The sequence below is a fragment of the Nocardia sp. NPDC019219 genome (genome assembly GCF_040632645.1).
GTDB classification, from domain to species: Bacteria; Actinomycetota; Actinomycetes; order Mycobacteriales; family Mycobacteriaceae; genus Nocardia; species Nocardia sputorum.
On record NZ_JBEYCG010000015.1, the window covers coordinates 20,384 to 45,469 of the forward strand.

The 25,086-nt window shown below is 68.4% G+C and carries 14 protein-coding genes and 1 pseudogene; 8 read left to right on the top strand and 7 right to left on the bottom strand.

Annotated elements, in window-relative coordinates; translation table 11 throughout:
* Positions 1-370 precede the first annotated feature (370 nt).
* Positions 371-1,129, top strand: coding sequence for a hypothetical protein (locus ABZ552_RS25085; protein ID WP_281879929.1), 759 nt, complete (start codon positions 371-373; stop codon positions 1,127-1,129).
* A gap of 215 nt (positions 1,130-1,344) precedes the next feature.
* Positions 1,345-1,914: pseudogene (locus tag ABZ552_RS25090) on the top strand (phosphoribosyltransferase); the annotation flags it as partial.
* On the opposite strand, the gene ABZ552_RS25095 reads toward ABZ552_RS25090, so the two are convergent.
* From ABZ552_RS25095 to ABZ552_RS25105, 3 genes are all read right to left on the bottom strand, one after another.
* Positions 1,895-3,016: a CapA family protein gene (locus ABZ552_RS25095; RefSeq protein WP_357440277.1), complete on the bottom strand. Its 1,122-nt coding sequence runs from the start codon at positions 3,014-3,016 to the stop codon at positions 1,895-1,897. The pseudogene ABZ552_RS25090 and the gene ABZ552_RS25095 sit on opposite strands and share 20 nt — an antisense overlap.
* 97 nt (positions 3,017-3,113) lie before the next feature.
* On the bottom strand, positions 3,114-3,644 hold the full coding sequence (locus tag ABZ552_RS25100) for a hypothetical protein (protein ID WP_357440106.1): 531 nt from the start codon (positions 3,642-3,644) through the stop codon (positions 3,114-3,116).
* Between the two features lie 428 nt (positions 3,645-4,072).
* Complete coding sequence (locus ABZ552_RS25105) at positions 4,073-4,789, bottom strand: MBL fold metallo-hydrolase (RefSeq protein ID WP_357440109.1); 717 nt, start codon at positions 4,787-4,789, stop codon at positions 4,073-4,075.
* 519 nt (positions 4,790-5,308) lie between these two features.
* Here ABZ552_RS25105 and ABZ552_RS25110 point away from each other — a divergent pair.
* Together ABZ552_RS25110 and ABZ552_RS25115 are read left to right on the top strand one after the other, a co-directional pair.
* Entirely contained in the window at positions 5,309-5,992 is a 684-nt protein-coding gene (locus tag ABZ552_RS25110) for an MHYT domain-containing protein (RefSeq protein WP_357440112.1), read from the top strand.
* A gap of 166 nt (positions 5,993-6,158) precedes the next feature.
* Complete coding sequence (locus ABZ552_RS25115) at positions 6,159-7,127, top strand: TIGR03557 family F420-dependent LLM class oxidoreductase (RefSeq protein WP_357440115.1); 969 nt, start codon at positions 6,159-6,161, stop codon at positions 7,125-7,127.
* Between the two features lie 70 nt (positions 7,128-7,197).
* Here the strand turns inward: ABZ552_RS25115 and ABZ552_RS25120 are convergent, their stop codons facing one another.
* Positions 7,198-7,656 carry a MarR family winged helix-turn-helix transcriptional regulator gene (locus ABZ552_RS25120; RefSeq protein WP_357440118.1) on the bottom strand — a complete coding sequence of 153 codons (459 nt, stop codon included), beginning with the start codon at positions 7,654-7,656 and terminating at the stop codon, positions 7,198-7,200.
* Between the two features lie 115 nt (positions 7,657-7,771).
* On the opposite strand from ABZ552_RS25120, the gene ABZ552_RS25125 reads away from it, so the two are divergent.
* Entirely contained in the window at positions 7,772-8,419 is a 648-nt protein-coding gene (locus ABZ552_RS25125) for a nitroreductase family protein (protein ID WP_357440121.1), read from the top strand.
* 15 nt (positions 8,420-8,434) lie between these two features.
* Here ABZ552_RS25125 and ABZ552_RS25130 read toward each other — a convergent pair whose 3' ends face one another.
* Complete coding sequence (locus tag ABZ552_RS25130; RefSeq protein WP_281879939.1) at positions 8,435-9,037, bottom strand: TetR/AcrR family transcriptional regulator; 603 nt, start codon at positions 9,035-9,037, stop codon at positions 8,435-8,437.
* Positions 9,034-10,665: an FAD-binding oxidoreductase gene (locus tag ABZ552_RS25135; RefSeq protein ID WP_357440124.1), complete on the bottom strand. Its 1,632-nt coding sequence runs from the start codon at positions 10,663-10,665 to the stop codon at positions 9,034-9,036. Before ABZ552_RS25135 ends, ABZ552_RS25130 begins: the two co-directional genes overlap by 4 nt.
* Positions 10,666-11,274: 609 nt before the next feature.
* On the opposite strand from ABZ552_RS25135, the gene ABZ552_RS25140 reads away from it, so the two are divergent.
* Positions 11,275-20,376 (top strand): amino acid adenylation domain-containing protein, encoded by a 9,102-nt coding sequence (locus ABZ552_RS25140; protein WP_357440127.1) that lies wholly within the window; start codon positions 11,275-11,277, stop codon positions 20,374-20,376.
* Here the strand turns inward: ABZ552_RS25140 and ABZ552_RS25145 are convergent.
* Complete coding sequence (locus tag ABZ552_RS25145; RefSeq protein WP_357440130.1) at positions 20,366-21,502, bottom strand: FAD-dependent oxidoreductase; 1,137 nt, start codon at positions 21,500-21,502, stop codon at positions 20,366-20,368. The two genes, ABZ552_RS25140 and ABZ552_RS25145, sit on opposite strands and share 11 nt — an antisense overlap.
* Positions 21,503-21,838: 336 nt before the next feature.
* On the opposite strand from ABZ552_RS25145, the gene ABZ552_RS25150 reads away from it, so the two are divergent.
* A complete protein-coding gene (locus ABZ552_RS25150) occupies positions 21,839-23,209 on the top strand; it encodes a wax ester/triacylglycerol synthase family O-acyltransferase (RefSeq protein ID WP_357440133.1) in 1,371 nt (456 codons plus the stop codon).
* 174 nt (positions 23,210-23,383) lie between these two features.
* Positions 23,384-23,848 (top strand): pyridoxamine 5'-phosphate oxidase family protein, encoded by a 465-nt coding sequence (locus tag ABZ552_RS25155; RefSeq protein WP_159840527.1) that lies wholly within the window; start codon positions 23,384-23,386, stop codon positions 23,846-23,848.
* Positions 23,849-25,086 lie beyond the last annotated feature (1,238 nt).

Here is a 25,086-nt window from a genome sequence, read left to right on the forward strand (position 1 = left end):
GTGGCGGCTCCGTTGTCGCGGCGAAAACAAACCTGGAGACTCTTTACTCCCCGCACCTTGCCCGAATTGTGCTCTTCCAAAGGAATCGGAAATATTCGGCCGCGGGGGACCAACTCTATACGGCGACGGCGCTGCGTCGCGGTATACGACTCGCCGCCGCTACCGCGGCTCCACCGGCGAATTGATTCGGCCGTTGAAGGTAGCGCCGGTCGGTAACGGTGATCGTTACGTCGCTGCCGCGATCGCGCACGGGCGGTAGAGGTTACGCCGGCCTGCGCTCGAAGACCCGGTGGCATAGTGCACCGTGCACTTCCCACCGGCGGTGAGTCCGCTCCGAATTCGGACACCGACACGACCTTAAACTGAGGCAATGGTGCAGCCAACGCCGTGGCAGTCGGACGAAGCTCGAGACGGCCGATCCGACCAGCCCGACGAGGCGAAGAGCGGCGCCGTACCGGCAAAGGCGATTCTGGCCGCGCTGCGCGGGCATTGGGGTTACGTGTGGGCCGCGGTCGGCAGCCTGGTGACGCTGGTGCTGCTGTTCCAGCCGTGGCTCACCGCCGCCGGCGCCGACGGCAAGGTCAGCACCAACGCGTTCGGCCGGATGGAGATCACGACGCGATTCCTCAACGTCTGGTCGCGGTCGGCCCCGCCCGGTGCGCGGGTCACCGGCTTCTGGGCACTGCTCGCCAGCGCCGCGATCATCGTCGTCGTTTTCTCGGTCGTGGTGAACCTGCGTCTGCGCATCGAGGCGCTCGATCGGCTGGCCACGCTGGCGACGTTGGCGGGGGCGGTGCTCGTGGTGATCACCGTGCTCTACATCAACAGCAAGGGCCCCGAGCTGAAGGCGATGGTCGGACGCAAGTCGGATCTCGGCGGACAGATCGGGTCGTTGATGAACTGGGCGTTCGGCAACGGCAGACTCGTCGTGCCCGGCATCGGTCAGGTCGCGTACACGTCCGCGACGCTCACGCCGTGGTCGCTGCTGGCGGGCGTGACATCGCTGGGCTCCGCGGTTGCCGCCCTCACCCAGTGGATCCGCAACCGATCCAGCGGTCTGTTCCGTCTACCGGGGGGCATCCGGATCGTGACGACGAAACGGTCTGGCGAGTCCGAAGACGCCGACTGACCGTTCGGCGATGCCCGGTGTCCGCTGCTGCGCCCGGCATGCGGGCCGGGCCGTCGTGCGAACCCCCTTGCGCATGACCGGTCTGATCGGGTACCCCGGATATCAGGAGGTGTTCGATGCCGTCCGCACACCGGTCCCCGACGCGGACAGAAGAGGTCATCGTGCCGTCGGAATACGCCCGGCTGGCCGGGGTACTGGCTGTCCCACCGGACCGCACCGCGCTGATCGCCTTCGCACACGGCAGTGGTAGCGGCCGGCACAGTCCACGCAACCGGTTCGTCGCCGAGGTCCTCAATCGGGCGGGGTTCGCGACGATGCTGGTCGACCTGCTGACCGCCGAGGAGGAGGGCGACCGCGCTCGCGTGTTCGACATTCCGCTGCTCGCTCATCGCCTTGTGGAGGTCACCCACTGGCTGCGGACGCGACCGGAACTCGACGGCGTGCCGACCGGATATTTCGGGGCGAGCACCGGCGCGGGCGCCGCGCTGTGGGCGGCGACCGAACCCGGCACCGAGATCGCTGCGGTCGTCTCCCGGGGCGGGCGGCCGGACCTGGCCGGTGCGCGATTGGGTTCGGTGCGCGCCCCGACGCTGCTCATCGTGGGTGGGAACGACCGGTGGGTGCTGGAGGTCAACCGTCAGGCCCAGCTACGGATGCCATGTCCGAGCGAATTGGACATCGTCCCTGGAGCGACCCATCTGTTCGAGGAAGCCGGTGCGCTCGAGCAGGTCGCCGACCTGGCGGTCCAATGGTTCCACCGCCATCTCACCGTCGTGCTGCACTGAATACCACCGGCAGATCGCCGGGCCGAGGCGCGACGAGAGTGCCGAAGCCGCGGCTGATGTCCTGGATCTTCTCGCACAACCAGCGGGATTCGCTGCGCGGAGCCCATTCCAGCCGCATGTGCCGCACGCGCAGCGGGATCAGCCGGACCTCCGTCGAGCCGGACTCCAGCGAGACCAGGTACAGCGGATGCAGGTCGGCGTGGTACCGCTCGTGGCCGCGGATGCCTTCGTAGTCGTCGATGACGTCGCCGCATCCGTACAGGATCGGTTTACCGCGGTAGATCTCGATCGGACGCGGATGATGCGCGGAATGCCCGTGCACCACGTCGACGCCGGCCTCGATCAATCGATGCGCGAACCGCGTTTCGGTTCGTGCGACCTCATAGCCCCAGTTAGGCCCCCAATGCACGGAAACGATGCCGATGTCGTTATCGCGTTTGTGCGCGGCCACCTCCGCGGCGACGTCCTCGGCCGCCGCCGCGTCGGGGGAGTAACCCACTCGCCACAGTCCGGGCCGGTTGCGCCGGGCCGACCAGGATTCCGGAACGCCGCTCGAGCCCGCGGCGACCGAGACGATCACCACCCGGCGCCCGTCGGCGAGTTCCACGGTGGCGGGAGCGCGGGCAGCCGCCAGATCGCTCCCGGCGCCGGCGCGATCGATGTGTGCGGCGTCGAGCGCCGCGAGCGTGTCCGCCAAACCGGCGATCCCGAAATCGAGGACGTGATTGTTGGCCAGTGCGCAGACGACCGGCGCTATCGCGGTCAACGCGGGCACGTTGTCCGGATGCATCCGGTAATGGATGCCTTTCGCGGGAGCGAATACACCGCCTGCGGTGATCGACGTCTCCAAGTTGAGCAGCCGCACCTCGGGGGCGATCTGGGCCAGGATCGGCAGGACGTCACCCCACAGGTGCCGGTAGCCGACCGGATGGGTGAACTCGCCGTACGTCCGTTCGGCCAGCTCGACGTAGGTTCGCGCGTCGTTGACATATCGTTCGCGCAGCCTCGGATCGCCGGGGTGCGGCAGAATCTGGTCCACACCCCGCCCCAGCATGACGTCGCCGCCCAGCAGCACCGTCGGCATACCACCATTGTCGGCTATCGCGGGGCCGATGGGAACGCGCTGTTCGTCGAGTTCTACGGCCGGGCGCGGGCGCACGGTCGGTCGGTCGGCGAGGACCCGCGCGGGCCCGTCCCGCTCACCTGCTGGACATAGAAAGCAGCTGTTGCGGGTCGTCGGCGTAGACGGTGGCGATGATGTTCGCCCGTGCGGCCAGATCCTTCGCGAGGTCGCGGATCTCGTCCGACGCGGTCGGGTCGGCGTCGATCCCGGCCAGCAGATCGCGGGTGTGGATCGCCGTTGCCTGCGCACAGCGCCGTAGGCGGGCTTTCGCCACGGTATCGAGCGCGGTGGGACTGAGGTAGCGCTGAATGTGCTCGCCGCGATCGGTGACCCGGTTGACGATCGACTCGGTCGCCGCATCGGTGAGCCAGCGTTCCGCGTCGGCCGTGATCTCGAAGACGAGATCGTGGTCTCGGATATCGGTGGGATTCGCCGAAGTGGTCAGCAGGGCCATGCTGGCCCGCCCGATCGCGAGGAACCCGCTCATCGCGTGGGCGAGCAGAACGTTGGGGTTTGCTGTGGGCAACTGGTGAAGCCGTTGCCCGACGACGGTGACCCAGCAGGCGAGGTGTTCGGCTCCGGTATCGATCGACGTCGCTGTCGTCATAGCGCGACCATACGCCGTTATCCGGGTGAGACATACGAAGAAACGCTGGAAGTTCGCCAGATGTCGTGGAGCACAGTCGTGCGAGCGTTCGGGATCCGGCTGCACCGCCGCCGCCGGGGTCCGGAGTGAGAGACTGGATCGTCCCCTTCGTTCGGTACCCGGACGACAGTCCAGCAGCTTCCCTGGTGCGGAAGCTCTTTCCGGAGTGCGCCATCTCGGCAGCAGCGTCGCACCAGAATCGCCACAGTGCCGCACCGGCGGCGTTAACTGCGGTTGTACCCGCATCCTCCGGCTGAAAAGGTCTGCGGCGGTGCTGAAAACACGTGTGCATGTGCACTCGAAAACGAGAACGAGTGCGCCCTATGACAGTCGGGGAGGGGCCTGTGGCGGCGACCGTGCCGCTGTTCATTCGGCGTGCGGCGCGGCGCTCAGGCGGCCAGACGGGCCTGGTAGACGTTCGCGAGGTCACGCAGGGCCGTGGCCCCGTCGCCCACGAAGCTCGAGCCGTGCATGATCGCCAACGTGGTCGGCGCCAGTCCGGCGAGCCGATTCAGGGCAGCCGGTACGGCGGGGCCCAGCGACGTGGGATGGAAGACATCCTCCGCGACTTCCGCCTGCTCCACCAGATCCGCGGAGGTGAGCGCCGGACCATTGCCGAGCTGGGTCATCAGATCGCCGCAAAACAGGACGCCGGTCGTCTCCTCGTAGAGCACCCGCGCCTCCCAGTTGTGTGGCGCGTGCGGCGTGTCCAGATGCCGCACCCGGCGGCCGCCGAGGTCCATCACCTCGCCATCGGTCAACCGGCGTGGCAGCCGGTCGGCCAGATCATCGATCGAGACCAGGCATCCGACCAGACCGTGGGCGACCTGCGCCCGCGGTGCGGCGGCGAGGAAGAGGTTCATCGCCCCGCACTCGTCCGCTTCCACATGCCCGAACGTGATCCACCGCAACCGCTCGACCGGCATGATCCGCGCGATCTCCGCGGATACGGCAGGGAAGAGCGCGCGCATGCCGGCGTGGAAGAGCAACGGCTCCTCGGCGTCGACGAGGAACTGGTTGAACGTGAAGCCGGTTGGTCCCACCTCCGGAACGAATGTGGAGATGCGGTAGATCTTCTCAGCTATCTCGTCGGTGTGGGTTTCCATGAGAAGTCCCTGATAGAAGCGGTTTTCTCTATTGTCACCAATCGCTCGCGTCCCGGCAGCGAATTCGCAGTTATCCATCGTCGATCCTGGCCGGCGCGCTGGTTTCGTCGCGGACCGCGGGCGAGACGTCATGGGCGGCCGCGTGGCGCGCCCTCTTCTCCCGGTGCACTGAGGACATCAGCGCACCGGTGGTGCGATGGGGAAGCCAGCTGCTAGCTGTTGACACGCGACACCTCCGAAGACGGTCGTGCCGACCGAAGGGCGGGCGTTTCACTTCACTGCCAGCGCATTTCCCGCTATTCGAGACTCATCCTATGATTTTAAACAGGATAGTAGTACTCTAAATTATCTACCTGCAGTTTCACTATGTGAGATTCGGTCGCCGTCCGATCGACACGCCGAATCTATCCAGCGAGGGAGTGTCGCGTGCTGGAAATCGACCATTTCAGCCACGGGTGGCTCACACCCATCGTCGCCTATGTCATGTCGTTCACCGGTTCATTGCTAGGACTTCGGTGCATGGCCAGATCCCGTACCGGTTCCGCGCGCGACGGGTGGCTGCTGGCCGCGGCGGTCGCGATCGGCGGCACCGGCATCTGGGTCATGCACTTCATCGCGATGCTCGGGTTCGCGATCGAGGGCGCATCGATCCGCTACGACGTTCCGCTCACCCTGATCAGCGCGCTGATCGCCATCGCGGTGGTGTGGGTCGGACTGCGGATCGCCCACCAGCGGGCGCTGGGTCCGGTGGGCCTCTTCGCCGGGGGAGGGATCACCGGTCTCGGCGTCGGCGCCATGCACTACGCGGGCATGTACGCCATGAAATCCGATGCGTCGATCAGCTACGACGGACGGATCGTCGCGCTGTCCATGGTGATCGCCGTCGTGGCGGCGACCGCCGCGTTGTGGTTCACGCTGCACGTCCGCGGCACGCTCGTCACCGTCGCGGCGGCGTTGGTCATGGGCGTCGCGGTGTCGGGCATGCACTACACGGGCATGTTCGCGATGCGCGTGCACGAAGCCGAGCACATGCACGCACCCTCCGGGGCCGGCGCGACGCAGTTGCTGACTCCACTGATCGTGAGCATCAGCCTGGTGACCGTGATGCTCTTGCTCCACCTCGGCATCACGGAGGTCGAGGACGAGAACACCTACGTTCCGCAGGGCCGCCACGCCGCCAGCTATTGGCCGACTCGCGAGTGAAGCGACTACGCGGCACCTGGTCCGCGGCGCGCGTCCGGTCGACCCGCCGCGCCGGGGCAGCTGTGCCGCGCGGTCGACGCGGAGTTTTCGCCGCCGGATGCCGGGTACGCGCGCCAAGAGCCGGTTCGCGAGGTGACCGGCCCTCCAGCCGAACCAGGAGGTGGCGATGCGCATCGGGTACAAACTGGCGGCCGAGGCATTCGGTCCGAACGAGCTCGTCCGTCAAGCGATTCGAGCGGAGGAGGCCGGATTCGACTTCGTCGAGATCAGCGATCACTTCCATCCCTGGCTGGACAATCAGGGCCATTCGCCGTTCGCCTGGACCGTGCTCGGAGCCATCGCGGCGAAGACCGATCGGATCGCACTCGCGACCGGAGTGACTTGCCCCATCCTGCGCTACCACCCCGCGATCATCGCGCAGGCGGCGGCGACGCTCGCGATCTTGTCCGACAATCGTTTCACCCTCGGTGTCGGTTCGGGCGAGCGTCTCAACGAGCATGTCGTCGGCCGCGAATTCCCGCCGGTGCGGATCCGGCAACGGATGCTGCGTGAAGCGCTCGAGATCATCCGCTTGCTCTGGAGCGGCGGCTACCACTCCTACGACGGTGAGTTCCTGACCATCTCCGAGGCGCGCGTTTTCGATCTGCCCGAGAGGCTCCCGCCGATCGCCGTCGCCGGGGGTGGGCCGGAGGCGGCCCGCATCGCCGCCGAGCTCGGTGACGGCCTGTTCGCCACCGAACCGAACTCCGAGATCGTCGAGCGCTACCGCGCGGCGGGCGGCACGGGCCCGCGCTATGCGGAGGTCGGGATGGCGTGGGCGCCGGACGAGGAGACGGCCGCGAAGGCGGTGCTGGATACGACGCGCTGGGCCGTCACGGGATGGAAGGTGATGAGCGAGTTGCCGAATCCGGTCAATTTCGCCGCGGCGACCACCACCGTCCGCCTGGAGGACATCCTCGACAATTTCGCTTGCGGTCCGGACCCGGCCCGCTACCTCGACGCCGCCAAGCAGTACGCCGACGCGGGCTTCGATCATCTCGTGATGCAGAACGCGGGCCCGGACCCGGACGGCTTCATCGACTTCTACCGGCGGGAACTCGACGAGCCATTGCGCGCTCTGGCGCCGAGCGCATAAGCGAGGACGGCCCGCGGCGGACGGCCCTTCGCGAGAACGCGGGGGCAACCGGTGACTGTCGAGGCGACGCTCAGCTCACGGTGAGGAGTTTGCCGAGCAATGCCGTGAGCTGTCGGCGTTCGTCCGGCTCGAGCGCGGTAAACGCGCGGTCGAGGAATTCGGGGACCGCCTGTTCGGCGTTCGACAGCGCCCGGTTCCCCTTTTCGGTGATCGTCACGGCGTAGGCCCGGCGGTCGGCGGGGTCACGTTCACGCCGGACGTAGCCCGAGCCCTCGAGATCGTCGGCGATGCCGACCATCACGCTGCGGTCGATGCGAAGTTCCTCGCTGAGCACGCGCTGCGAGCACGGACCGATATCGGCCAGCATTTTCAGCACCAGATGCTGAGCCACGCCCAAGCCCTGCTGCTGAGCATGGGCCTCCGCCGCGCGGGCGATCGCGGACGACACGCGGCACAAGGCGATATCCGGGCGCTGCGCGGCGAGCCGCGAAAGGTATTCCACTCGCGCTCGGTCGGTCGTGGTCGGCATCGATGCAGTGTATCAGACCATCTGTGCGCAGATCATTTGACGTCAGATGATTATGAACCGTACTGTCACAGATGATCTGTTCACCAATAATCTGCAGAGAGATGGATCCGGCGCCATGTCGTTGAACTTGTCCGCGGACGAAGTCCTGTCCACCACGCGAGCCGTGCGCAAACGGCTCGACTTCACCAAGCCCGTACCGCGAGGGCTGATCGAGGAATGCGTCGACCTGGCAACGCAAGCGCCGACCGGACGCAACCGGCAACGGTGGCACTTCGTGGTCGTCACGGACCGGGCGCGGCGTGCAGTCGTCGCCGACATCTTCCGACGCGCGGTGCACAGTGCGGGCGGACAACCACTCACGCCCGCCGACGTACGTCGCATGTCCGCTCATCCGGCGTCTCTGCGCCGGATCGGCGAGGGGTTCCAGCACCTCTACGACAACATCCACCGGGTGCCGGCGTTCGTGATCCCAGCCATCGAAGGCCGCACCGACCACGCGGGCGTTCTCGAGCAATCCATGGCCTGGGGCTCGATCCTCCCCGCGGTCTGGAGTTTCATGCTCGCCGCCCGCGCGCGGGGGCTCGGCACGGTCTGGACCACGGCGCACGCACCACTAGAGCGGGAACTCTCCACCGTGCTCGGCGTGCCTTACGAGAAGGTCATGCTGGCGGCGTTCATCCCGCTCGCGTTCACCCTCGGCACCGACTTCCGGCCCGCCGAACGCATCGATCGAGCCGAGGTTCTGCACTGGGACACGTGGTGATCACCGCTCGGCGTGTCAGACGGTCGTCGCGCGGATCGTGGTGAACAGCCGCAGGCAGCGTGCGGTCATCTGGTCGGGTGTATGGCCGGGATGGTCGCTCCACCAGGAAATGGTGGTGGACACGATGCTGAACCACAGCGCCAGCAACAAGGAGTGATCGTCGTCGTCGGAGATGCCGGCATCGGCCAGCACCTGCGACACGCCTGCCGAGCCCATGCCGTTGAGGGCATCCTGATACTCCCGGGCCACCGAGTAGGCCGCACTCGGCCGTGGCAGAGTGGCGTCGTAGATGATCTTCCAGTTCTGCGTGCGCCCGTCGAGTGCGTGGAAGATTCCGGTCAGTGTCTTCAGCGCCCGGTCGTGCGCGCCCTGCGCGAACTGAGCCGCTGCCACCGCAGCGATCAGACTCTTCCCGGCGCGGTGCACGCAAGCCGCGTGCAGTCCGTCGCGGGAACCGAAGTAGGCGTACACGAGCGGCTTGGAAACGCCTGCGGCCGTGGCGATCTCGGCTACGGAAGCCTTGGCGTAGCCGCGCTCGCCGAACTCGGTGGTGGCGATGTCGAGAATTTGTTCCTCGCGCCGCTCCCGCGGCACACCCTTTGTGCCGGGTCTGCTCATCGGGCGTCCTGCGCGGGCGGCTGGACGATCGGGTCGAGCAGCACCCCGGGATTGAGGACTCCGGCCGGATCGAGCGCCGCTTTGGCCGCCCGCAGCGCCGTGGCGAACGGTTCGGGTCGCTGGCGGTCGTACCAGGGGCGGTGGTCGCGGCCGACGGCATGATGGTGCGTGATGGTCGCGCCGTTGCCGTGCAGCGCCTCGGATACGGCGGTCTTGATCTCGTCCCACTGCTCGACCGTTCGTCCCCAGCGGCCCGCGGCGTAGATGCCGAAGTAGGGCGCGGGACCGTCCGGATAGACATGGGTGAACCGGCAGGTCAGCACCCCGGTGACACCGGCGGATCGGAACGCGGCCGTGGTCGCCGCCCGCACGGCCGCGCGCAGGGCGTCGAAACGATCCCAGGTGCAGGCGGTTTCGAAGGTTTCCACGATCATGGACTGGGCCGCGAGCGCGTCCCGTTGATACGGCATACGCAGGAACGACGAGCGCCACGTGTCCGCCGCGCCCGCGCGCGCCGGGTCTTCCGCCGAGTCGGTGGTGCGAATGCCGTCCGGGATCGTGCCGCCGTGCTCGCGGCAGATCTGCGCCGCCCGGCGCATCGGCTCGTCCACGGGATGGTCCGCGGACTCGAATCCGAGGACCAGCACTCCGCCCGGCGCGCTCGTGCCCGCGTTGAGGAACGCCTCCACCGGATCGAGCAACCGGCAGTTGGCCGGAAACAAGGCCGACTGGGCGACGGCGCGGGTGGCGGCGACCGCCGCGTCGTAGTCGTCGAACAGCACCGATGCGCCGGCCCGCCAGCGCGGCCGGTCCTGCAAGCGCATCCACGCCTCGGTGATGACGCCGAGTATGCCTTCCGACCCGAGGAACATCCGATCCGGCGAGGGTCCCGCGCCCGACGCGGGCAGCCTGCGGGATTCGCTGAGGCCGGCGGGAGTGACCACCCGTAGCGATTCGGCCATGTCGTCGATATGGGTGTAGACGGTCGCGTGCTGGCCGCCCGCCCGGGTGGCCAGCCAGCCACCGAGCGTCGAGAATTCGAACGACTGCGGAAAGTGCCGCAGCGTCAAGCCCTCTGGCCGCAACGCGGCTTCCAGCGCCGGGCCGAGGATGCCCGCTTGAATTCGTGCCGCCCGGCTGGTGCGGTCGAGTTCGAGAATCCGGTTCAGGCGGCTCGTGTCCAGCGACACGGCTCCGGCGTAGGCGTCGGCGCACCGCGGTTCCACCCCACCCACCACCGACGTTCCGCCGCCGAACGGCACCGCGGCGACCCCCGCGCTCGCGCACCAGTCCAGGATGTCGACCACATCTTGCTCGGTACGCGGCCGCAGCACGTGGTCGGGAATGTGGTCGAGACGTCCCAGCAGCGCCCTCGCCACGTCGCGGAACGCCTGCCCGTGGCCGTGTGCGACGCGGTCGCCGAGGTCGTCGGAGGCCAGTTCAGCCAGCGCATCGGGTACCTGGACGCGCGGCGGGGGCACGCGCAACGAGGTCAGGTCCGGCGCTTCGTGCACCGTCAACTCGGCGTCCGGGAGCAGGGCCGCTACGCGTTTCGTCAGGGCGGCTCGCTCGTGGCCGGTCACCGCGTCTTCCCGGTTGCCCCATCCCCACCAGGACCTCGTCGCCATCACACGGCTCCATTCCCACGATCTAATTGACTTGCGAGTAAATTACCTCATGTTCAATTGGGGGTGCAGGGGAGGTCGATGCTGCTGGCGCGATCGGGGGCATGCACTGTTTCCTCGTGGCGATCAATGGTTGGGCCGTCCACGCTGGAGCGGTTGGCGAGTTGTCCGGTCGTATCGGTAAGGGCCGGAGCGCCGCCGTCGACAGGCGGCTCCCGACTTCCGACGTCCATCGGCTTTGCCGCGCCCGGGTCGGCGTCGGTGCGGTTGATCTTCGCTGCGGGCAGAGGATCGGCTGGTCGATCACCTCGATCTCAGTGCACTACGCCCGCCCGAGAACCGGTTTGCGGAAGCGTCATCCGAGGGAGATTGAGTGATTTTAATCACATCGATTCCTGTGACGAGATGGCTGTTCTTCACATCACACCATGTCGTAGCCCAATCCTGGCCGGGGTACTCCTGTGAACTCTCCTAGCCTCGCCGCGCCGATCGATGCGGCGTTCGCTAAGGTCCGTCTGCACGCTCGGGTCATGGTTCACGCATTTGAGGCACTGCTTCTGGCTCCATCGCCAGGGCGGACGATGATCGACCAGAGAGTGAACCCGCCGCCGCATGACCCCGACACGCCGTTCCGCACGTCGCACCCAGCATTCACGGGCACGCAATCTCCTGTTCCCTCAACTGCTCACGGCCGCGGTCGACGCGGCGTTCGACTCCACGGCGGTCCGGTATAATCCCACCGGCGATCCAGCGGATCAGCGGGAGCTCAGCTACCGGGAACTGGACGAGGCGTCCTCGCGGTGGGCGCGCTATCTGATCGGGTTCGGGGTGGGGCCGGGGGACTTCGTCGCGGTGGCCATCACCCGTTCGATCGAGTCGGTGCTGGCGGTGTGGGCGGTCGCGAAGACCGGCGCCGTCTACGTGCCCGTCGATCCTTCCTATCCGGCAGATCGAATCGCGCACATGATCGCGGATACCGGCGCGGTCGTCGGGCTCACCACCTCGGCGCACGTGGGCGCGCTCGCCCCGCTCGGAGTGCGGTGGATCGAACTCGACTCCGCGGCACACCGGGAGAAGGTCGCCGCCGAGCCGGGCCATGCGGTCTGCTATCTGGACCGGCTACGTCCGCTCACCGAACAGCACCTCGCCTACGTGATCTACACGTCCGGCTCGACGGGCAAGCCGAAAGGCGTCGCGGTGACACATGCCGGTCTCGCGAGCCTGGTGGAGCACGAGATCGCCGCCCGGGCGGTGCGGCGGGAGTCGCGCGTCTCGCATCTGTGCACACCGAGCTTCGACTTCTCGGTGATCGAGATGCTGCTCGCCTTCTCGGCGGGCGCGACGCTGGTCGTCGCGCCGTCCACGGTGTTCGGCGGCGTCGAACTCGCCGATCTGCTGCGCCGTGAGCGGGTGACGCATCTGTGCATCACGCCCGGGGCGCTGGAATCGATCGAGCCGGCCGGTCTCGGCGAACTGCGGGCCATCCTGTGCGGCGGTGAACGGGTGGGCCCCGAACTGACCGCGCGATGGGCGACCGGCGACCGCAGCTTCTACATCGTCTACGGCCCCACCGAGACCACCATCTTCGCCACCGGCACCGAGGCGTTGTGCGCGGGCGGCGCGACCCATATCGGCACCCCGGTACCGGCGCTGGGCGTCCACGTGCTCGATGCCCGGTTGCGGATGGTGCCCACGGGCGTGATCGGGGAGCTGTATCTGTCCGGACCGGCGCTGGCTCAGGGCTACCTCGGGCGCCCCGGGGCGACCGCGGACAGGTTCGTGGCCAATCCCTTCGCGGCGGTGCCCGGCGCCCGCATGTACCGCACCGGAGACCTGGTACGGCGCACCTCGGCAGGCGTGCTCGAACACCACGGGCGGGTGGACTTCCAGGTCAAGATCCGCGGGCTGCGGATCGAGCTCGGCGAGATCGACAACGCGCTGACCAGCCACCCCGACGTCGACTACGCCGCGACCCTCGGCATGACACTGCCCTCCGGTGGCGCCGCGCTGGTCTCCTATGTGCTGCCACGAACGGCATCCACCACCGGCGGCCGCGTCCGGGTGGCGCTGGACACCGCGGAGCTCACCGATTTTCTCGCGAAATCTCTTCCGGCATACATGATTCCGGCCGCGATCACGGTGCTCGACAATCTGCCGCTGACGCCGGTCGGCAAGCTGGATCGCGCCGCGTTACCGGAGCCGGTGCTCACCACCCGGCAGTTCCGGCCCCCCGCCACACCGACCGAGCAGGTGGTCGCCGACATCTTCGCCGCGCTGCTCCTGCCGCCGGGCGGCGCGGGCCGGGTGGGTGCGAACGACGACTTCTTCGAGCTCGGCGGCAATTCGCTGATAGCGACGCGGGCGGCCGCGCGGCTGGGCGCCGCCCTGGGCGTGCGGGTTCCGGTCGCGCTGCTGTTCGAGGCGTCGGTGGTGGCGAAACTGGCCGAACGCTTGCACGAGCAGGCACGCCTCGGCCATCCCGCACCGCGACCGATGGCGCGACCGGAGCGGGTGCCGCTGTCGTTCGCGCAGCGGCGGATGTGGTTCTTGAACCGATTCGATCCGGCCGGAGCGAGCAACAACATCCCGCTGGCGGTGCGGCTGAGCGGACAGCTGGACATGGACGCGCTGCGGGCCGCGATCCGGGATCTCGTCGAGCGGCACGAGGTGCTGCGGACCAGCTATCCGGAGCACGAGGGGTCAGGCAGCCAGCGGGTGCACGCCCTGTCGGAGCCCGGGGCGGTCCCGGAACTGCCGGTGCTCGACGTCACCGAAGCCGAAATCCTCGAGCGCACGGTGGCCACTGTGGTCGAGGGTTTCGACGTTACGGCGGCGCCGCCGGTCCGGTTGCGTCTGCTGCGCTCGAGCGAGACCGAGCACGTGCTGGTGGGCGTGGTCCAGCACATCGCCGCGGACGGCTCCTCCATGGGCCCGCTGACCGCAGACCTGATGACGGCATACGCGGCCAGGGTCGCAGGCCGCGCGCCCGCCTGGAAACCCCTGCCCTTCCAGTACGCGGACTACACGCTGTGGCAGCGCGACATGCTCGGAGCGGAGGACGATCCGGACTCGATCTTCGCGCGACAACTCGAATTCTGGCGCGAGCGGCTGGCCGACCTGCCGGAGAGACTGGATCTACCGGCCGACCGGCCGCGCCCCGCGGTGTTCTCCGGTCGCGGCGCCGTCCACGAGTTCAAGATCGACGCGACGGTGCACGCGGCGCTGAACCGGCTGGCGCACCGAACCGACGCGACGCTGTTCATGGTCGCGCACGCCGCGTACGCCGTCTTGCTGGCGCGGTTGTCCAACACCCGCGACATCACCGTGGGCGCACCGGTGGCCCGACGTGGCGAGGCCGCGGTGGACGGCCTGATCGGCATGTTCGTCAACACCCTCGCGCTGCGGACCGACGTCGACCCCGCCCACAGTTTCGCCGAACTGCTCGCGCAGGTGCGCGGCCGGGACATCGAAGCGTTCGGTCATGCCGACGTGCCGTTCGAACGTCTGGTGGAACTACTGGACCCGGTGCGTTCGAGTGCGCATCACCCGCTGTTCCAGACCATGCTGACGTTCCAGAACTTCGCGCCCGCGATACTGGAATTGCCCGCGCTGCGCGTCTCCGCGCTGGATTTCGCCCTGCCGCTGGCGAAATTCGATCTCGAGCTGACCATGGTGCCGCACGAGGACGAGCGGACGCCGCTGGGCATCTCGGCGGCGTTCACCTACTCCACCGACCTGTTCGACGAGGCCACGGTGGCGGGTTTCGCCCGGCGGCTGTGCGGGATCCTCGCGACCGTCGCCGATGCGGCGGATCGCGCGGTAGGGGAGATCGACCTGCTGGACGCCGCGGAGCGCACCGCGATCCTGGTTCATTGGAACGACACCCGGCGCCCGGTCCCGGCGGGTCTGGTGCTCGACGGATACCGGCGTGCGGTGGCGCGTCATCCGGACGATGTCGCGGTCGTCTTCCTGGACCGGCAGCTGACCTACCGTGAGTTCGACGAGCGGGTCAACCGGCTCGCCCGGGTGCTCATCGACCACGGCGTCGGCGCGGAAACGCTGGTGGGACTGGCGATCCGGCGTTCGCTGGATCTGGTGGTCGGCATGTACGCGATTCTCGCCGCCGGTGGCGCGTACGTACCGCTGGACCCCGAACATCCCGCCGAACGAATCGCGCACGTGCTCGCCGCCGCCCGGCCCCTCTGCGTGCTCACCACCTCCGCCGACGAAGTACCGGTGCCCGACGACGTCACCGTCCTGCACGTGGAGGCGCTCGGTGCCGATCGGCGCTCGGGCGCGCCGATCCGCACGGAAGAACTGTTGCGGACGGTGCGCCCCGAACACCCGGCGTATGTGATCTTCACGTCGGGTTCGACCGGACGCCCGAAGGGCGTGATGGTCTCGCACAAGGCGATCGACAACCAGATCGGGTGGATGCTCGCCCGGTACCCCATGGGGCCGGGGGATGCCTACCTGCAGAAGACCGCGACCACCTTCGACGTCTCGTTGTGGGGCTATCTGATGCCGCTGCGGGCGGGCGCGAAACTGGTCGTCGCCGAACCCGACGGGCATCGTGACGCGGGCTACCTCGCGTCGGCCATCGCCGCGCACGGTGTCACGGTCACCGATTTCGTGCCCTCGATGTTGACGGCGTTCGCCGCGCACGCGCCGGCCGAAAGCCTTGCGACACTGCGCGATCTGTTCGTCATCGGGGAGGCGCTGCCACCGGAGACCGTGCGCGCGGTCCGTGCGGTCACCGGCGCACACGTGCACAACCTCTACGGACCCACCGAAGCCGCGGTATCGGTCACCTACTGGCCCGCTGGAACAGGTGACGGGATCACGGTGCCCATCGGTCAGCCGCAATGGAACACCCAGGTCTACGTCCTGGATTCGCGGCTGCAACCGGTCGCGGCCGGCGTGCCAGGCGAGTTGTACCTGGCCGGAGACCAACTCGCCCGTGGATACGTGCGGCAGGCCGCATCGACCGCCGGTCGTTTCGTCGCCAACCCGTTCGACAGCGGCGCAAGGATGTACCGCACCGGCGACCTGGCCATGTGGCGCGCGCCCGGCGGCGGCCGGCCCCAACGACTGGAATATCTCGGGCGCACCGATTTCCAGGTGAAGTTCCGTGGCCAGCGCATCGAACCAGGGGAGATCGAGACCGCGCTGCTCGCGCAGCCCTCGGTGAGCCAAGCGGTCGCCGCGGTGGTGCCCTCGCCATCGGGAGATCGGCTGGTGGCCTATGTGGTCCCGCAGCCCGGCCAGGCCGTCGACCGCGCGGAACTCATGGCCGGGATCTCGGCGGTGCTGCCCCCCTACATGATCCCGTCCGCCCTGGTGGAGCTCCCGGAGCTGCCGTTGAACGCGAGCGGCAAACTCGATCGCAGAGCACTGCCCGAGCCGGCGATCGAGGCCAGGACGTTCCGGGCTGCTCGCAACCCCGTCGAACAGGCCGTCGCGCAGGTGTTCGCCGAGCTGCTCGGCGCCGAGCGAGTCGGGATCGATGACGATTTCTTCGCCCTCGGCGGCAATTCGCTGCTCGCCACCCGAACCGTCGCGCGGGTGAACGAGGCGCTGGGATCTCAGGTCGGCGTGCGCGACCTCTTCGAGGCGCCGCTCGTCTCCGCGCTCGCCACGCGGGTTGCCGCCGGTGGGGCGGGTACCACTCGTCCGCCGTTGACGCGGACGCGACGGCCGGACCGCATTCCGCTATCGCTCGCACAGCAGCGCATGTGGTTGCTCAACCGCATCGAGCCGGACTCACCTGCCTACAACATGCCTTTCGCCATCCGGCTGACCGGTGTCCTGGACCTGCCCGCGCTGCGCCACGCGGTCGCCGACGTGATCGAACGCCACGAGGTGCTGCGCACCCGGTACCCGGTCGACGCCGAGGGACAGCCCTACCAGGAGATCCTTCCGGCGGACGCGGTTCTTCCCGACGGCATCGCGGTCGAGCACCGCGCCGCCGACGTCGCGCACATGGTCGACGGGCTGATGTCCGCGGGCTTCGACGTGACCGCGGCCGCGCCCATCCGGGTCCGGCTGTTCACCTCGGATCGCGATCATCTGCTCGTCATCGTGACCCACCACATCGCGGCGGACGGATCGTCGTTCGCGCCGCTGGCGCGCGACCTGGTGACCGCCTACACGGCGCGTCTCGGCGGTGGCGCGCCGGACCGGGCGCCGCTGCCGGTGCAGTACGCCGACTTCGCCCTCTGGCAGCACGCCGCCATCGGACTCGGTGATAATTCCGATTCGATTGCGGCGCAACAGCTTGCATACTGGCGCAACCAGCTGGCCGGGCTGCCGGGACCATTGGAACTGCCGACCGATCGACCGCGACCGTCGGCCGTCTCCTTCCGTGGCGCGTCGATCGGCCATTCGATCCCGGCGCGGATCCACGAGCGGCTGAGCCGGATCGCGCGCGACCACAACGCGACGCTGTTCATGGTCGTGCACGCGGCGCTCGCGACACTGATCGGGCGCCTGTGCGGCGCGACGGATGTCGTGATCGGCACCCCGGTCGCCGGGCGCGGCGAACGCGCGCTGGACGACCTGGTCGGGATGTTCGTCAACACGTTGGCTCTGCGCGTCGAGGTGGACCCCTCCGCTACGTTCCGCGACCTCGTCGGCCGGACCAGGGAAGCGGCCCTCTCGGCGTTCGGCAACGGCGACGTGCCGTTCGAGCGGGTGGTCGAGGAGGCCGCCCCCGCACGCACCGGGGCGCGCAACCCGCTCTTCCCGGTGCTGCTGTCGTTCCAGAACATCGAGCAGCCCACCCTGGAACTGCCCGACCTGACGGTCACCGCGGTCGACAACGGCTCGACCGCGGCCAAATTCGATCTGCAAGTGGTCGTCGAGCCCCGGCTCGGTGACGACGGCCGGACCGAGATGGCAGTGACCTTCACCTACGCCACCGAACTCTTCGACGAATCGACCGTCCGCGCCTTCGCTCGCCGGTTCGAGCGCGTCGTGTCCGCGGTCGCGGAGGATCCCTCGGTGCGGGTCTGGGACATCGATGTCCTCGACGAAGGCGAAAGCTGCCCGGCGGTCACGCGATCGTGCGAGGCACCGGACGTGATCGGGCCGACGCTACCCGAGCTGATCGGCGAGCAGGCGCGCCGCAGGCCCGAGGCGACGGCCGTGCGGTCCGGTGGCGCCACCCTGAGCTTCGGCGCGTTGCAGCGGCGTGCGAATCGCATCGCCCGCGCTCTGATCGCGGCCGGGGCGGGGCCGGAAACCGTTGTGGCCGTCGCGGTGCCACGCACCGAAGAACTGCCCGCCGCGCTGCTCGGCGTGCTCACGGCCGGCGCCGCGTACTTGCCGATCGACCTCACCTATCCGGCGCAGCGGCTGGCCTTCGTTCTCGCCGACGCGGCACCGGTGTGTGTGCTGACCACAACCGACGAACAGTCCGCTTTGCCGGACTCGGGCCTGACCGCCGTTTTGCTGGAGCAGACGGCGGAATACACCGACGATCCGCTCACCGATGCCGACCGCGTGACGCCTCTGCACCCGGACAACCTCGCCTATGTCATCTACACCTCTGGCTCCACCGGCGTGCCCAAGGGTGTCGGCGTCACGCACCGCAATGCGGTGGAGTTGTTCACCAGGGCGCAGCCGCTGTTCGAATTCGGCGAGCGGGACGTCTGGACGTTGTTCCACTCCTTCGCCTTCGACTTCTCGGTGTGGGAGCTGTGGTGCGCGCTCGTGACCGGCGGTACCGTCGTCGTGGTCGACTACGAGACCTCGCGATCACCGGAGCAGTTCCGCCAGTTGCTGATTCGCGAGCGGGTGACGGTGCTGAACCAGACGCCGTCGGCGTTCTGCCAACTCGTCGACGCCGACCGGGACGCTTCGGCCGCGCCCGGGGAGCTCGCGCTCCGGTACGTGATATTCGGCGGTGAGGCGCTGGATCTGCGGCACCTGCGACGCTGGTACGAGCGTCATCCGGCGCACACGCCACGCCTGGTCAACATGTACGGCATCACGGAGACCACCGTGCACGTGTCCTTCCTGGAGGTCGGCGCGGATCTGGCGGACAGTCCGCTCAGCCTGATCGGCCGTGCGCTGCCCGGGCTGGACACGCACGTGCTGGACATCCGCCTGCGACCGGCGCCGTTCGGTACCCCCGGGGAGATCTATGTCGCGGGTGGTCAGCTGTCGCGCGGCTACGCGGGACGCCCCGGCCTCACCGCGACGCGGTTCGTCGCGAATCCTTTCGGGCCGCCCGGGTCCCGGATGTACCGTTCGGGTGATCTCGCGCGCTGGAGCCGCTTCGGCGGTGACGCCGGTCTCGCCTATACGGGTCGCGGCGACCAGCAGGTGCAGCTGCGGGGCTTCCGGATCGAGCTGGGGGAGATCGAATCGGCGCTGGTGCGTTGTCCGGGCGTGCGCCAGGCCGTCGCGCTGGTGCGGACCGATGCCGCTCTCGGCGATCAGCTCGTGGGTTATGTGCTACCGGAGCCCGGTGCGCGGCCCGACCCGGCCGGATTGCGCGAGCAGGTTGCCGCGTATCTGACCGGCTACATGGTTCCCGCCGCGATCGTCGTGCTCGACGCCTTCCCGTTGACGCCCAACGGCAAACTCGACCGTCGGGCGTTGCCCGCGCCGGCATTCGGCACACGGGAATTCCGCGCGCCCGCCACGCCCGTCGAGGCCACCGTCGCCGACGCATTCGCCGCGGTGCTCGGCGCCGAGCGCTTCGGCATGGACGACAACTTCTTCGAACACGGCGGGAACTCGCTGCTCGCCGCCAAGCTGACGCTCCGGCTGTCGTCCGCGCTCGGCACTCGTATCCCGGTGATGCGGGTGTTCACCGCGTCCACACCCGCGGAGCTGGTCGCCGACCTGGCCCGTCGTGCGAGCGGCGCGGTCGAGACCGAGGCGGCCTTCGACATGCTGTTGCCGCTGCGCCCCTCGGGTTCGGCCGCACCGCTGTTCTGCGTTCACCCGGTCTCGGGGATCTCCTGGTCGTACGCCGGCCTCGCCGCTTACCTCGACCCGGAGCGCCCGCTCTACGGTCTGCAAACGCCGGTACTGGCAACCGACGAAGTGATGCCGGGTTCGATCGAGGAATGGGCGCACCGTTACGTCGAGCTGATCCGTTCGAAGCAACCGACCGGCCCCTATCATCTGCTCGGCTGGTCCTTCGGTGGCGTCATCGCGCACGAGATAGCCGTCCAACTGCAACGTCGAGGCGAGCGAGTCGCGTTGCTCGCGGTGATGGACAGTTACATGGCGGATCCGCCGGGCACACCGCCCGGCGACGCGGGCCAGGTGCCGGTGGCCGAACTCATGGGTGGTCTGCTCGGTGAGCAAGCCGGCGACCTCGGCAACGTCGCGGAAGTGGACTGGGCCGCGCTGCCCCAGAGGATGACCGAATTCCCCGAGCCTTTCGCTTCGTTCGGATCCGACCGCGTCACTCGCATCCTCGACGCGGCAGTGCACTCGGTCGCGCTGCGCGGAGCCTACGACCCGCCCGTGTACCGCGGCGACGTCGTCTATTTCACCGCCGCTCTCGACGACCCGACCGGCTGTGTGGGCGCGTCGCTGTGGCGTGAGGTCGTCGAGGGTCGCGTGCACAACCACGCCGTGTCCACCACGCATTGGCGGATGACCACGGCGGCCGGCCTGGCGGAGATAGCCGACGTGCTCACCCGAGCGTGGCGTGCGGGCGAGACGGGCCAGGAGCGGCCGGTCAGCCGGTGAACCAGCGCCGCAGCCTGGCCTCGGCGGCCGCGGCCTTCTCCCGGGCCAGTTCCGCCGACGGCGGGGAGAACGGCGCGGCCGGCGCGGGACCGGAGAGGAAATCGGCCTCCACCTTGCCGACCAGCCCGTCGCCGAACTCGATATGGCAGGTGCCCCGGCCGCGGTACCGCTCCGACGGGGCCGCTCCGCGCAGCTCGGCCTCGATACACGCGGCGACGGTGCGGGCGGCGTCCTCGGCGAAGACGCCCGCACGCGGGACCGGAGCATCGGCGCAGTCGCCGAGGGCGTAGACGCCGGGATACGGCGTTGCGAGGGTCTGCGGGTCGACGGCGACCCAGCCGTCGGTCCCGCCTTCGGTGAGCCCCGATGCCTCGACGACCGCGGGGACGCGGTGCTTCGGAATTCCGATGAACAGCTCGTAGGACAGATCGCCGCCGCGGGTGACCGCCACATGACGGCTCGGGTCGAGCGCCTGGACCGGCAGCCCGGGGGAGTAGTCGATCCCACGCCGGGCCAGCGCTTCGACGATCGCGGCGGAGGTCTCCGGGGACACCGGGATCGGTGACTCCATCGGGCTGGCGAACCGGATCTCGGCGCGGTCGCGGACCCCACGCCGATCCAGCTGCTCGTGCAGGAGCATCGTGCCTTCATACGGCGCGGGCGGGCATTTGAACGGGACGCCCAGCACCGCGATGAGCACCGAACCGCCGTCGAAGCCGGTCAGGCGTTCGCGCAATCGGCGGGCGCCGTCGATGGAGTAGTACTCGTACCCGTCTTCGAGGAATCCGGGGGTGGCGCCGGGGTCGTAATCGGCGCCGAGTGCGATGACGAGAATGTCCGGGTCGTACACGTCGTGATCGGTGCGGACCCGTCGGGCGCTCGGGTCGATCTCGGTGACCTCCTCCTGCCGGAATTCGACGCGCGGATGTGCGAAACGGGTGTACGGCACGCGCACGGCCTCCGGCGGCACGTCTCGGAACAGGATGTCCAGCTTGGCGAAGCCGAAGGTGAAAGAGTCGTTTCGGTCGATGACGACGACACGGAGATCACCGGCGAGCGAACCCGACAGACGGGTGGCCAGCTCCAGTCCTCCGAACCCCGCACCGAGAATGAGTACGGTTCGCATACGGTGATTCTTCACCCTGCGGCGCCGACGAGTCGAGCACGTCTTCACCTCCGTCCGCAGGCGTGACGAAGGCCCCCCGTGCCTGCCGGGGCCGATGCTCGTGCCGCGTGGCCGGAGGGCCCTGCAATCGGTGACCTTCGGCCATCAACTCCGGCGACACTTCGCGCGATGCTGGAAAGACGAACCGAGGAGTCCCTGTCCCAGCCGCGCGCGCCGGTCGTCGAGGACGCACTGGAACGGCGGGTTCCGACGAACAAGTGATCGAGGTGCCGCGATGTATCTCGCCGGGCCGTGTGGCCGGAGCGCTGGGCATCTACCACCGGAATGAGCGTGCCCATGACAGAACTACGGCCCCTCGATTCGGGCTTCATGGAACTGGAGGACGCCGACCGGCACATCAGCCTCGGGATCGGCGCGGTGGCGATCATCGCCGGCGCTCCGCCGGGCAGGCCCGAGTTCAGCGACATGGTCGCCAGGAGTGCGGAGCGGAACCCACGCCTGCGCCAGAAGGTGCGGCGCGCGCCGCTGGACCTGGCTACGCCGGTCTGGGAGGACGACCCGGATTTCGATGTCACGCACCACATTCGGTGGACCGCGCTGCCCACGCCGGGTGACGACCCCGCATTATGCGAACTGGTGGCGGCGGAACTGGAGGAGCGGCTCGATCGCGACCATCCGCTGTGGCAGTGCGTCGTCGTCGAACATCTCGCGGGAGACCGGTGGGCACTGTTCGTCAAAGCGCATCACAGCTTGGTGGACGGCGTGTCCGGGATATCCGTGTTCCGGAGTTTCTGCGATCCCGTGCCGGGGGAGCCGGACCACCCCAGGTCCGACACGCAGGGCCGCCGCGCCGGGATGCGGTGGCTCGATGCGGTCCGCGGAGTGACGCGGCTCCCCGTCGTCGCGCCACGGTCGGTGCTCGCGGTGACGCGCGGTCTGGCTCCGGTGGTGTCCGCCGTAGTGTCGCCGGCCGCCGAGTCCTCGCTCAACGGCCCCATCGGACGGCAACGCCGGTACGCGATGGCACGGGCCGCCCTGTCGGACGTGCACGACATCGGTGCGGCGTTCGGCGTCACGGTGAACGATGTCGTCCTGGCATCCGTCGCCGGCGCTTATCGCGACCTGCTGGCCGGCCGGAACGAGCGGACAGCTCCGGACAAACTGCGTATCCTCGTCCCGATCTCCATGCGGTCCGACAAGGCGAAATACCTGATGGACAATCGGGTTACGGCGGTGCTGCCGTTCCTGCCGATCGATATGGCCGATCCGGTGGAGCGGCTGAACACGATCGGCGAGCGGATGTCCAGGCACAAGTCGGGCGGTGCGGCGCAAGCCGAGAACTCGGTGCTCGCCCTGGCCGGCCTGCTGCCGTTCGCGCCCCTGGCGTGGAGTCTCCGTCTGCTGGCGCGGTTCCCGCAACGAACCGTCGGCGCGCTGGTGACGAACGTGCCCGGCCCGCGTGACCAGCTGACCATCCGGGGGCGCACGGTATCGGAGATCCTGCCCGCCGTGCCGATCGCCATGCGAGTGCGCACCGCCGTCGCGGTGCTCAGCTACGCGGACCAGTTGACGTTCGGCATCACGGGAGATTACGACAGCGCCCCCGATATCGCGGTGCTCGCGGAGGGTATCGAGCGGGACATCCGGCGGCTACGGGAGCGTGCCGGCCTCCGGCGACCGTCCCGGCCGGAGGTGAGCGGACCATGACGATCACTCGGCCGGGAGTCCCGGCTCCGCAGGTGGCAGGGACCGATCGGGGACTTTCTGCTCTGTCCAGCAGGAGAACTCGGTGATGGTATGGGAAGCCGTGGTATCGAGTGCAGACCGGAAAGCGAGGTCGTCCCCAGTGGATGCGCGCGTGATGTGCCGCGGTGCGAGATCATGATCGCATCGAACGGCCGTGTCGCGGACAACGGCGTCCCGGCCCGCACGATGGTCGAGATCGACCGCGAGGAGGCGTTGCGTCTGCTGGCCGGCGTCGCCTACGGCCGCGTCGTCTTCACCCGGGACGCATTGCCCGCGATCCGTCCGGTCAACCATTTCGTGGACGCCGGGTTGGTCATCGTGCGTACCCGGGTCACCTCGCGGCTCACCGGCACCGTCCGCGCCGATCCCTCCGTCGTCGTCGCCTACGAGGCCGACGACATCGATGCGGTGACCCACGTGGGCTGGTCGGTCGTGGTGACCGGCCTCGCCCGTACGGTCACCGACCCCGAACGGGTGGAGCGCTATACCCGACTGCTGCGGCCGTGGGCCGATGCGGTCATGGACACGGTCATCGCCATCGAACCCACGATTGTGACGGGTGTCCGGCTGCTCGGCGAGCAGGATCAGGCGGCGCGCTGACCCCGGCAGGCCCGAAGGATCCGATGGACCCCGAAGGATCCCATGGACACGGAAACCATCTCGCGCGTAGCAGATCTGGACTCTCGAATCCTGGCCGCGGTCGACGGCTCGGCCGGCTCGTGTCAGGTGGACGCCTGAGCGGCAGTCGAAGCCGCGCTGCCTGGCTGTGCGTTGCACATCGTCACTTCGATGGCGATCCGGACCGGCTCCGGGCCCGGGATCTCGCTGGGCGAGGCCGATCTGGAGTGGTTGCGCAGCGACGGCGAGCGTATCGGTTCAGCGGCGGTAGGTGTGAGATATCGGAGAATCGAGGACTTTCGGGTGCGGAAAGCGACCGGTGGACCTCTCCGCATCCCCTCGACCGGGAGATTTGTCCCCCCGGTACGCCGCGTGAGCCATCGACCGAATTTGCCGAACCATCGTCCCGAGAATTCTTTGCGACGCTTCCGGTGCGATCGTTCGCGTGTCCGTTCGACGTGCGAGATCCGCTGCGGAATAACACACTCCATGGTGACTCGAGCATGCTCGAGGAGGGTCGGCGCCGGTCTCCGGCGAACCGGTTGGCGGGGCGGATCCGTGGTTTGACCGGCCGGACGCCATTCGCCGGGTTCGTCTCGACGGCTGCGCGCCTTCGGCTGACCGGCGAATCGGGATGATGGCGAGCGCGGAAAGGTGCGCAGCCCGGCGGAATCGTTCTGGATAAGACAACGGCGCCCGACGGAAAAGCGAGAGATACGTGCATGATTCCGCCCGGAAGTGTATACCGGAGAATTCGGATGACACATAAATATGTGTATGCCGGTGGTGTTGCGTCGAAATCTGACTTCAAGCCGAGCTGAGGCAATTGGTTAGATGCGAGAGGGTTGGACCCGATGCAATTGCCAATGTATTGCCCTGTTGTCAATCAATTTCTTCTAGAGGAATAGCAGATTCGGAGCATCGGCGGTCGAGGTTTGCTTCCTGCTCGCTTCCGCGGCGTTGGCCATCCCGGCTTGATTCCGGCCGCGACCCGGCATGTACGATGCCCGATCGCGGGTGTCTCCTAGCGGGGCGACCCCTCGGAACCAGGCACTTCGGTGTCGGATACCTGCGCACTGCGGTCGCATCGCCCGGGCTGTGTCACGGCCCGCATTGCGCGCACCGAGATTCGAAACGCCCGGCTTCCGTGCGGAGCTGGGAGCTTTGATATGACTAGACTGAGCCGAGCTGCTGTCAGATAGCTTGTCCCGCCAGAGTGT

Excerpts from the sequence above, each read along its gene's own strand:
- ABZ552_RS25085 (WP_281879929.1), top strand. The coding sequence starts at position 371 with ATGGTGCAGCCAACGCCGTGGCAGTCGGACGAAGCTCGAGACGGCCGA.
- ABZ552_RS25100 (WP_357440106.1), bottom strand. The coding sequence starts at position 3,644 with ATGACGACAGCGACGTCGATCGATACCGGAGCCGAACACCTCGCCTGC.
- ABZ552_RS25105 (WP_357440109.1), bottom strand. The coding sequence starts at position 4,789 with ATGGAAACCCACACCGACGAGATAGCTGAGAAGATCTACCGCATCTCC.
- ABZ552_RS25110 (WP_357440112.1), top strand. The coding sequence starts at position 5,309 with ATGGCCAGATCCCGTACCGGTTCCGCGCGCGACGGGTGGCTGCTGGCC.
- ABZ552_RS25115 (WP_357440115.1), top strand. The coding sequence starts at position 6,159 with ATGCGCATCGGGTACAAACTGGCGGCCGAGGCATTCGGTCCGAACGAG.
- ABZ552_RS25120 (WP_357440118.1), bottom strand. The coding sequence starts at position 7,656 with ATGCCGACCACGACCGACCGAGCGCGAGTGGAATACCTTTCGCGGCTC.
- ABZ552_RS25125 (WP_357440121.1), top strand. The coding sequence starts at position 7,772 with ATGTCGTTGAACTTGTCCGCGGACGAAGTCCTGTCCACCACGCGAGCC.
- ABZ552_RS25130 (WP_281879939.1), bottom strand. The coding sequence starts at position 9,037 with ATGAGCAGACCCGGCACAAAGGGTGTGCCGCGGGAGCGGCGCGAGGAA.
- ABZ552_RS25135 (WP_357440124.1), bottom strand. The coding sequence starts at position 10,665 with ATGGCGACGAGGTCCTGGTGGGGATGGGGCAACCGGGAAGACGCGGTG.
- ABZ552_RS25140 (WP_357440127.1), top strand. The coding sequence starts at position 11,275 with ATGACCCCGACACGCCGTTCCGCACGTCGCACCCAGCATTCACGGGCA.
- ABZ552_RS25145 (WP_357440130.1), bottom strand. The coding sequence starts at position 21,502 with ATGCGAACCGTACTCATTCTCGGTGCGGGGTTCGGAGGACTGGAGCTG.
- ABZ552_RS25150 (WP_357440133.1), top strand. The coding sequence starts at position 21,839 with ATGACAGAACTACGGCCCCTCGATTCGGGCTTCATGGAACTGGAGGAC.
- ABZ552_RS25155 (WP_159840527.1), top strand. The coding sequence starts at position 23,384 with ATGATCGCATCGAACGGCCGTGTCGCGGACAACGGCGTCCCGGCCCGC.